Raw genomic sequence first — 10,096 nt, 5'->3', positions numbered from 1 at the left:
AGTTTTCATGTATCTCATTCCAAGCTTGCGCGCAATGCTGCAATTCTCTCTAAGTTTTATATAAATTAAATCATATTATAGGATGAAAATAGTGCCGGCAAAATCCGCATGAAAAAATGTTATGCGATAGCTCACGCTCAAATCTTAATCGAAAAGACGGTGGTAGGCACCCGTCCGTTCATTTCATGCTAGCGCCATTTTAAGGAATTGCTCGGATGTTGCACGCAGTTCATTGAGCCGTGCAACATCTAGCTTAGACACAAACGGCTTAATTCTCGTTCCGCCTTCGAAATCGGGCGGCAACAAATGCTCTTCCGACAATCCAAGCTTGGTGAGAAGCGTCTTCATGCGAGAGCTGCTCTTCTCGGTTCCAAACGTAAGGAAAGGCTTTCCATAAAGAATAGAGAACACCGTGGCATGGAATGAGTTAGATACTACGCACGCGGCCTTGTCGATTAACGTGAGGAAGTCAGCAGGGCCAATCCCCCACACGTTGATGGAATGCGCCTTATAATGAATTGGATTCCTCGAGTAGTAAACGATAGTCAGATTTCGTTCTGCTGCGAGCTCATCAATATATTTCACCATGTCTTTATTCGGCCACAGCGTATAGGCAAAGATATACTTGCCTTCTTTGAGCCTCTTCTGGAGTTCGGGTGCTTGAATATGCCGATAGTCCTTCAGATCAAGCAAAAGCGTCGGATCAAGCGTTTCGACGATGGATTTATCCGTCAAGTCCTGAAACTGCCCAGCAACAGAAATCTCACGCACGGATACCGAGTCAAAACGATTTAGCCAACCGGAAATCCTCTTCTTGTCTTCTGCGGTGAAATTCTTCTCTACAAACTTGGCATGTGACATACTTGGCGCATACGCGATTTTCTTGGTGTCGTTAGGCGCAAATGAAAGGAAGAACGGCGGAACAGGACCGCGAGTACAATCCAGATTCCAGATTTGATCGCTTCCGCAAATAAACGCATCAAAGTCGTTCAAATCCTGAGCCATCTGCAGGTCTGCGTCAGTGCCTTCGTAAGTATTCTTAGTCAGATTAAAATGCCTGTGCCAAAAAGTCTGGAAACTGCTGCGTCTGCGTAGATTGCCCGGAAGGAACAGCAAATCCACGGCAAACGATTTGATACCGTATTTTCGGAAAATCCAGTAATTCCGGAAATCCTCACTACGATAATCAATAACGTGCACATCATGCCCGAGATCAGTAAGATATTTCCTCAACGCATAAGTTTGCAGAGCGGAACCAAAATTATATGCACAATGGAAAGTGATTGTTCCAATTTTCATTTTATCCATCTCCTCAAATCTTCATTTCCCTAACATGTTTTCCGTGATTATTCCTTGAACCCTTGCCCTTAACCGCGACGGATAGGGTTTTCACAGACGGATAGATGTCTATGGCAGACACCACGAGCACAGCCAAGAACAGCACAGCCGATACCAACGTATACGCAGTCGGGTGCCACGCCAATACACATGTTTGCACAGATACTAGCAGAATATTCGCCAGCATAAGTGGCCGGTTCACGTTGATTTTGACGATCTGATTGGCCATAACCACACGTATGGCGTACATGACCAAATTACTGCCGACCATAGCCCATGCAGCACCTTGTAGACCCATAACACGGATAAGCAGCCAAGTCAGCACGATGACCACAATCGCCGCTGCAGCAGTAGATGTCATCAAGTGCCGAGTCTTCATGCTCGCGGTGAATACCGTCCCATAAAATCCCGCGAATACATTAAACAAAAACGCCAGAATAAGGATCGGTATAATAGGCCATGAATCATAGAATTTTTTCTGCAGCAGCAATGAGGCAAGCCATGGAGTCAGCAACATGAGCCCCGATGCCGCAAGAAAACAGAACGTACGGAATACAGCGAACACGTTGCTGTAGAACTTGCCGGTATCCGTTTTCTTGAACTCCTGGAATGCGGACAAGCTCCATGCCTGCCAGAACGTGGACGAAACCATGTTCATTACGTTAGGTATCTTACTGGCCGCAGCGAATAAGCCAGATGCTCCGATGCCAAGCATGCTGGTAATGAAAAACCTATTTACACTCGTGCCGACCCACCAAAAAATGGCGTTCGGCATCAACGGCACGGAATACAGCAACATCTTTTTGAGGACCCGCCAATCACGTTCTTTGCTTGGAAGGGCCACATATTCCCAAGAACCTCCGAATATGAGATACAGAACGACCGCGATCAATCCTCCGAAGATCAAAGAAACGAAGTATCCCTCAACCTTCCAGCCAAGCAATCCGATAAGCAAGCCAGCCGAAGATGCGGATGCAAGGGACGATGCAATGGATGCCCAGGTGATGAGCTTTATCTGGTTTAAGCCACGAGCTACATTCGCCAAATATGCATTGAATGCGGACGAGACAAAATATGCCAGATAAAGCCATTCATAGTTCCCAAGACCACCAAATATCGGCAAATTCAGCAGTGGAAGCAACAGAAGCATAAGCAGACAGCCGAACAGTGTAACCCAGAATCCGACGGATATGTATTGCTTCTTATCATTCGGATCATCGATGATATACCGCGTTGTGGCGTCGCCGATGGACAAGGTCAGGACCGGAGTAATCAAGCCAGCCACGGTCAATGACATGTCCGTCACACCATACTGCGCCGTCGTAAGGAAATAGGTATACAACGGTACCAGTAGGAACGTGATCAGCTTCGTCGATACGGTATTCAGCGTAAACAGGCCGATATTTACCAGCAGATTTTTGTACTTGCCCAAGGAAAACCTCCGCAATCAGTTCATAAGAATACGATCTAGTCCGAATCTCTGAGAGCGGCAGATCTTGGAGGATTCACGGAAATGACCTACAGCGATATACATGATAAACACCTCATTATCGGGGACACCGAGCATATCACGAGTTTTCTTATCGTTTTCCTCGCTGAACATTGTATTGAGCGGGCAGGCGGCAAGACCGCATGCCTCCAATGAGTACAACATTGACATAGCAAACAACCCACCATCAACGTATCCCTCGTTATGTTCATTTGTTCCCATAAACACCCGCAAATCGGCGGTTACGAGTACTAATGCCGGAGGCAGGTTATATCCGCCGAAACCGCCTTGTACTTTCAATGCCTCGCCGATTAATTTCCGATCGGTGAAGATACGAATGCGGGCCGGCTGTCTGTTGCAGACAGATGGAGTATGCAGAGACATGGTGACTGCTTTCTCAAGATCCGTTCGCGTTACTGGCTCATCAGAATAGGAACGTACCGCATGCCGACGTTCCGTTAACTCAGCAAACGGAACAACAGCATTGTCTGCTTTAGAAGCCAGGGAAAGCTCAATGCTTGGATATTCGTTTTTAGAAGCCGATACGATATCAGCATTTGTGTCATCATCGAATAATTCCGTCATAAACGTGACGTCTTGATCAGCGAGTACATGACGCCTACGATATTCGCCCAAGGCAAGTATCATGTCTTTATAGACCGGATTGTTACGCCATTGAGTATCGACCTTTGAAAGTCTTGCCGATAAATCAGCGGCATTACGTAAAGCCCCGCGACCACGACCATACTGATAAGTATCGAAGGAGAAACCCTTCTCAATCTGATGCACGAAAAAGATCAGTAGGCTCTCCATCTGAACCTGATCTGAACATTCAGGAGCAGCATAAGATTGTGCAAAATTTCTGAATTCCCGTTTTCCTTCATGCTGTAACGCACGATTTGTTTTCCAGCGCTGCCTTTTTTCAATCAATGAAACAGGCAAAATCTTTTTGATAGCTGATTTAACACTCATTTATTTCCTCGCTCCATTTTTAGAGATTCAATTAATAATGTCAGAAAGAACTTTTCTTCAAAAGTTTTTTCACACAATCTTTTATGTTATGCGTATTATCCAAAAGGAAAACTTTTAGCAATATAAGCTTAATTTTGTCAGATAAGCAAAGAAGCTGAAAAGAATTTCTCGAACAAGTCTCTAGTACCTTTTTTCGTATCGAATGACGTAGCTTACTTTTTTCCTTTGATGCCGGACAATCAATCAAGAGAGTGTATATATACAGATATAAACGCACGATATGTGCATCAAATCTAATGGAGGAACCTTCCGAATGCGCTATTCGCTGAATCTCGGACAACGATTTGAAAGCACTATCAACCGTTGCGAGCGAGGTCCTTTTAGAAAGAGACCCTTCAGTAATGCGATATCTGTAACAAGGCTTGCTCACATAAGCAACACGGCTGCATTGTCGCAGAATCTTATTCAAAAAGAGAGCATCTTCAAGAAGAGCAAACCCCTGAGGATACAAAATATGCAAATCAACAAGAAACTGTCGATCATACATAAAAGCCCAGGAAAAATAACCTATATGCTCAGCATAAATATACTCAACGCACTCATGCCCAGTACTTGTTTTTACATCCGGAAAAGAATACTCGACCGGCCTTTCCCCTATGGAGCCATCTGGGAATAACGTCTCAAAATTGAAAGACACCATCTGAGCTTTATTTCGTTCAGCCGTTTCAACCAGCAAAGACACGGAATCAGGCAAATATGCATCATCCGAGTCAAGGAGTAAAACATACTTCCCGTGCGCTTTGCTAATCCCAAAATTTCTCGCCGCAGAAACACCCTCATTATCTTTAGAGAAAACAAGCACTGAGGGAAAGCGTTTCTGCATATTCATCAAAATAGACAGAGTCGAATCTGATGAACCATCATTTACGACAATTATCTCTAAATTTTGATAGTTCTGCTTCAGAACACTTAGAACACATTCTTCAATATATTTTTCCGCATTATATGCAGGAATAATGACTGAGACTTGAGGAACACTTTTTGTTAGCATTACATATTCCTTACTTCAATAGAGATATGAGAAGAACATTATTCATATAAGTTCCAAGATGCCGAGCAAAAAGCTTACCGATGATGATTAGCTAGCTTAGAGAATAGATTCTTAAAAGCATCGTCCATGTCCTCAAACTTAAACTCTGTAATTAACCTAGACAGCACCTCTCCAGTACGATGTCCCACATAAAAGGCAAGACGATGGGTCAATTGATCCCTGTATCTTTCTTTCGGCTCTCGCCATGAAGCGGTATATTGATGAATACTATATGTATTCTTCTTAATATGAAACCCTCCTATACCGTAAAGCGGGTTGAAGCAATCGGAGGGCAATATCGTCCATTTTCCAATGGACTGCTTCTCATCCTTTTTTTGGAACCCTTTTTCCATTAGAAGCTGCGTAAACATTTCATTAACAGTATGCTTTGATCTGAAGTCATCAGAATCCACATACTCTAATGCATCATATTTTGAAAGCACTTCCCCAGCCAAAGAATCATGCTTTTCACACGACAGAAAAAGTCCGCTATTAACAGTGCACGTGCTCTTTTCGATTGCAGAAATACACTTATAGGAAGAAACAAGACCTCTTATATCTTTAATTAACTCACTTCCAAGATCCATATAAATTCCACCGTAGTTATATACAGCCCAGAATCTGACGTAATCACTTACGAAAGCCATTCTCTCTGATTCATAAGCTGCTTTTGTAAATGGATGGTCATTTACATTGAAATTATCTTCATTCCAGCATTTGATTTCATATCCAGGAGCATACTTCTTCCATGTCTCAATTACATCTAAGGCATGCTGCGAAAGCTTGTTCCGTCCAAACCAGCAATAGTGTATAATTTTTTCCACGATTACCTCATCAAAAATCCTAGTAGGGAAGCTTTTTGCATTACAGGTTTATTATTAACACTTATCAAACAATAAAATTGATTCTGCGAACATCTGAACATTTTTTATTGTTTGAAAATTTTTCCCAAAAAAGTCTCTTGATGATTAGAAGATGTCTTAAACTGTTGTTTCCAAGTCAACTTGAAAAGATCGGTGTCTTTTGTCAACGCTTTCCATTTCAACGCATCATATGGCTCATCAAGCACCTTAAATAATTCATCACACATCGGATTATTTGGCTTAATCTGTTTAAAAGCTTGATCTATGTATGAGTCATGTCTCTGAGCAAGAACGATGAGATAATCAGTCAACAAATAATCTACAAGGAATTGCTCTTCTTCCCAATACTTGAGGAAGTAATCACGAATTGTGGCGAATACACGTCTATGCTCATTATCACAGCCTAATGAATAATTAGCAAACATGCCTCCCGCGACTGATGCATGGAAATAGTCGGGTCTTTTAATAGAAAACAGAGGAGCAGAGTATAAAGATTTATCTAGCGAACCTGCACAGAAAAAAGTGGCATCCAACCACAAGCCACCATATCGTGAAAGAAGCTCTAGCCGAAGAAAATCCGAAATATGCGTCTTAGATAGACTTCCTTCGTTATATCGTCTCCGAATACACTGGGGAAAAGAAACATATTCCCGCACATTCTTGTCAGTAATTATAATTACTTCCCGATTTCCTGCATTACGCCGAACAGAGTCAACGCAGGCCTTTACGATTTCCGGAGCATTATCCAGCCCCTGCCACCAGCACATCCAGATTTTATTCTTTAACGCCAGATCAACCTCTGGAAGAGGTGCCCGGTAGTCGTATGCAGCATAAAAATCACCGAACTTGTTCTCAAGATACTTGAGAACCGTTTCGTGCTTACGAAGCAACCGCTTCTTGACCGCGTCCGATTCCTTATATCCATTGTGATTCATTACCTGAATGTCTAATTTCGCACGAAAAGTATTAATTGCTTCAGGCCACGAAGTCACTTCAGCAATTTTTTTCGTTGCATACATTTCTTCTGAGGCTCGATGAACAATCCGGCCAAGATTATTATGTTTCTTCGTCATCACTAAATCACCCTCTCGTATAAATCAATCAATGTCAATGCATACTTATTTTGCAGACATCTTGCATTGACATATTCACGGCAGAACCGCTGCATGGATGAATAGCTCGAGGCACTAACTGCAGAACATTTGCGCATACTGTTCAGCAAATCCACAGCATCCCCCGATTCAAACGTGACCCCTGTCTTGCCTTCCTCCACCAATTCCGGAATGCCACCGATCCTGGCACCGATAATCGGGGTCTGGGCAGCCAAGGATTCCAAACCGGAATACGGCATGTTCTCACGCCATTCGGAGCTCAGCACGGTGAAGCGGGCATTGCCGACCTCTCGTTGCAGATCCTCGCCGCTCTTGTATCCCAGCAGATGAATACGCGAGACGGCCTGCGGACCAGCCGAGGCTATCAGCTGTTCAATGGCACCGCGTTCCGGTCCGTCACCCACAATGTGCAGATCCCATACATCAGGAATCACTTGGGCATCTTGATCATCGCTTTGCGCATTGGCACTCCCCTGAGCGAGCCCCGCAGCCTGCATAAATGCTTTCACCAAGGTGAGAACGCCCTTCTCCTTGGAAAGGCGACCGAAGAACAGGAAATACGGTCTTGCTCCGGCCTTCGTATCCTCGAATTTATGCGTATTCGCCACCCGGGCGCCCATCGCCATCTGCGAATCGGTCAGGAAGTTCTGCATCGCGACGGTCTTGCCGGCAAAGCCTCCCTCATCGAGCTTACTCTTCATGAATTTCGAAGGCGCGATAATCAGATCGATTTTGTCATATGAATGGTGGAATTTCAGGAATTCCGCTTCCATGGTGGCCAAGGCGCTCTTCGCGCGGGACCCCTTCACGCATATGTTTTTGGTGGCGTGCATGAAATGCCTGTCCAAGCAGGCATCGCAGACCTCTCCCCTGCCGTTCACCATGGTGTAGGCCGGGCACAGCAGAATATAATCGTGCGCCGTGTATACCACCGGTACATGGTGCTTCTTCAGATACGGAGCATCCAGAATCGACAGCGTGAGCTGACGATGCACATTATTCATATGGATGATGTCGGGCTTAAACTCCTCCAGCAATGCCTCGAACTTACGCTTCGCCTCGAACGAGTAAATCAGCGTGGAGGCTTCCTGCACCTTCTTGAATGCGGAGATCTCCCCCACATAATCCTTTTCAGAGACAAAATACTTGCTCCAACGACTTGGTTCGTTATTGGGATGCTTCATGGAGAAGAACGCCACCTCATGGCCAAGCGCCTTCAAGCCTTCGGCCAAGGCAAAGAAATATGTTTCGGCGCCGCCCTTGCGGTAGAAGTACTTGTTGACCAGCAGAATGCGCATCATTCACCGACCTTCTCGCCCTTGTACAAAGCCAGAGTCTGATCCACTACCGAGTCCCAGCTGTATTTGCCGGTAATGAAATCAGCGGCCTCATTCTTATACTTCTGGACTTTCTGAGGATGTCGGATTAGTTCATTCAATGCCTTGTACAACGCATCCGCGGAACCATGCGCGAAGGAGGCAGCCTTATCCTCCACCACTTCCGTACATTCGGCGATATCCGAAGTCAGGCAGCAATTGCCATAGCTCATCGCCTCGAGCAGACTCATGGGCATACCCTCAAGATCACTCGGCAGCACATAGATATACGCGTTGCTATACAACTCCTGCAGCATACGCCCCTGTACAAAGCCGGTCAGTATGATACGCGGGTCCTGCGCCGCCATCTGTTTAACCTGCTCATAGTATTCCGTTGAATCGGAAGACCCACCAGCAATAACCAGCTTCTTATCCGTATCGAGCTTGCCGAACGCGTCGATCAGATAGTGCACGCCTTTTTCTGGAACGATACGACCAAGGAACAGGATGTAGTCATCCTTGTGCAAACCATATTCGCTGGTGATTTCCTGTGCCGTAACCAGCTGTTTGCGTTCTATGCCGTTGGGAATGAACCGGGTATCACGCTCATACGTGTTCTTGAAGTATTCCTGCATGTTCCGGCTGAGCACAATGACCTCGTCCGCGCACTTGGCCGCGGTACGTTCGCCGAACTTCAAATACGTGGAGGCGAACCTTCCCCACTTGGCACGCTGCCAGTCGAGGCCATGGATAGTGGCAACGGTACGAATTCCCGCCCAATGCGCCAGTCGGAGCATCACACACGGCCCTTCGGCATGGTAGTGAATCACATCCGGCTTCGCTGCAATCGCCTTCAACGTGGCGAAGAAGGAGGAAGACAGCGCAGCCATGCCTTTGGCATCAATCGTGGTCACAGGAACGACTTGAACACCCTGATATGAGAATGGCTTGTCTGAAGCATTGACGGTATTATCGAATTCAGCTCCGGCCACATTATGGCCCTTGCGATTGTATACTACAACCCGATTCCCCCGTGCCGACATACGCGAAGACAGCTCATCGACCACAATTTCAACACCGCCCTCACGAGAAGGTATACGCTTATGCCCGATAAATGCAATTCTCATGTCTTGAACAAGCTCCATAAATCTATCGCGCAAGACCTTCTTTAAAAGAAGCGAAGTAGGAATAACCAATATGAAAGCGCTTATCAACATTGCCAAACACAGGTAACCCCCTCATCTGCACATACATCTTTTGTATTCTTTCATTGCCTATAGACGGGGGCATTGTTGACGACAGTTGGTGCAATAGCAGTGATGCAGTAACACTGCAATGACGCAATAACTCTAAATTCTAAAAATAAATTTTGCACTATCAGCTGAAATAGTGAATGACGTCAGAACCACTTGAGGGACAACAACGAAAAAATTTTCGTTGTTGTCCCTCAAGAACTAGAGATTCTCCAATTAGCAGCATTCTGCAGGCGGAATATAATCTCAATAGTTTATTTGTTGGTTGCCGCGCAGTTTGGTGTGACGTCGGTGATCATCTGACCGCCGGCCACGGCGACACTGTCACCGCTCACCCGGTAGTCCTTGCCCTGCCCGCCGTTGTTGTCCCAGACGGAACCGCCATCCGTGAACGCCATGCGCACCTGCCCGCCGGCGGTGTCCGGGATCGTGTACCTGTACCAGCCGCCGCAGGAGGCCTCCATCTGCTGCGCGCCGCCGGACCACTTGCCGTTCGCCTGGTAGTTGACCTTCGCGGTCTTCCACGAGGAATCCGGCTTGTACCACACCGTCATCGGGCTCTCGTCGAACGACGGGGCGGAGTACGAGACCTTCCCCCCGGACACGGACACGACCGAGCCGCTCACCCGGTAGTCCTTGCCCTGCCCGCCGTTGTTGTCCCAG

General features: G+C 46.1%; 9 protein-coding genes. All 9 read right to left on the bottom strand.

What is annotated here, in order from left to right:
* Positions 1–183: 183 nt before the first annotated feature.
* A complete protein-coding gene (locus KSX58_RS10050; protein WP_254882515.1) occupies positions 184–1,308 on the bottom strand; it encodes a polysaccharide pyruvyl transferase family protein in 1,125 nt (374 codons plus the stop codon).
* Positions 1,309–1,312: 4 nt separating this feature from the next.
* Positions 1,313–2,770, bottom strand: coding sequence for a lipopolysaccharide biosynthesis protein (locus KSX58_RS10045; RefSeq protein WP_117762833.1), 1,458 nt, complete (start codon positions 2,768–2,770; stop codon positions 1,313–1,315).
* Positions 2,771–2,785: 15 nt separating this feature from the next.
* On the bottom strand, positions 2,786–3,799 hold the full coding sequence (locus KSX58_RS10040; protein ID WP_070123106.1) for a nitroreductase family protein: 1,014 nt from the start codon (positions 3,797–3,799) through the stop codon (positions 2,786–2,788).
* 40 nt (positions 3,800–3,839) lie between these two features.
* Positions 3,840–4,850: a glycosyltransferase gene (locus KSX58_RS10035; RefSeq protein WP_081337226.1), complete on the bottom strand. Its 1,011-nt coding sequence runs from the start codon at positions 4,848–4,850 to the stop codon at positions 3,840–3,842.
* A gap of 74 nt (positions 4,851–4,924) precedes the next feature.
* Entirely contained in the window at positions 4,925–5,713 is a 789-nt protein-coding gene (locus KSX58_RS10030) for a glycosyltransferase family 32 protein (RefSeq protein ID WP_217752120.1), read from the bottom strand.
* A 104-nt stretch (positions 5,714–5,817) separates the two neighbouring features.
* Positions 5,818–6,825 (bottom strand): capsular polysaccharide synthesis protein, encoded by a 1,008-nt coding sequence (locus KSX58_RS10025; RefSeq protein ID WP_070123103.1) that lies wholly within the window; start codon positions 6,823–6,825, stop codon positions 5,818–5,820.
* A gap of 2 nt (positions 6,826–6,827) precedes the next feature.
* The gene (locus KSX58_RS10020; protein ID WP_223896091.1) at positions 6,828–8,165 is read right to left on the bottom strand and encodes a glycosyltransferase; all 1,338 of its coding nucleotides are present in this window, start codon (positions 8,163–8,165) and stop codon (positions 6,828–6,830) included.
* Positions 8,162–9,307 (bottom strand): glycosyltransferase family 4 protein, encoded by a 1,146-nt coding sequence (locus tag KSX58_RS10015; protein WP_151918586.1) that lies wholly within the window; start codon positions 9,305–9,307, stop codon positions 8,162–8,164. Before KSX58_RS10015 ends, KSX58_RS10020 begins: the two co-directional genes overlap by 4 nt.
* Before the next feature lie 380 nt (positions 9,308–9,687).
* Positions 9,688–10,096, bottom strand: a 409-nt coding sequence (locus tag KSX58_RS10010) for a carbohydrate binding domain-containing protein (RefSeq protein ID WP_217752119.1), incomplete at its 5' end; no start/stop codon positions are given.

It is taken from the genome of Bifidobacterium sp. MSK.17.10 (genome assembly GCF_019129655.1).
GTDB classification, from domain to species: domain Bacteria; phylum Actinomycetota; class Actinomycetes; order Actinomycetales; family Bifidobacteriaceae; genus Bifidobacterium; species Bifidobacterium adolescentis.
The sequence above is the reverse complement of the archived record's forward strand: the minus strand, read 5'-3'. Positions and strand labels throughout refer to the sequence as shown.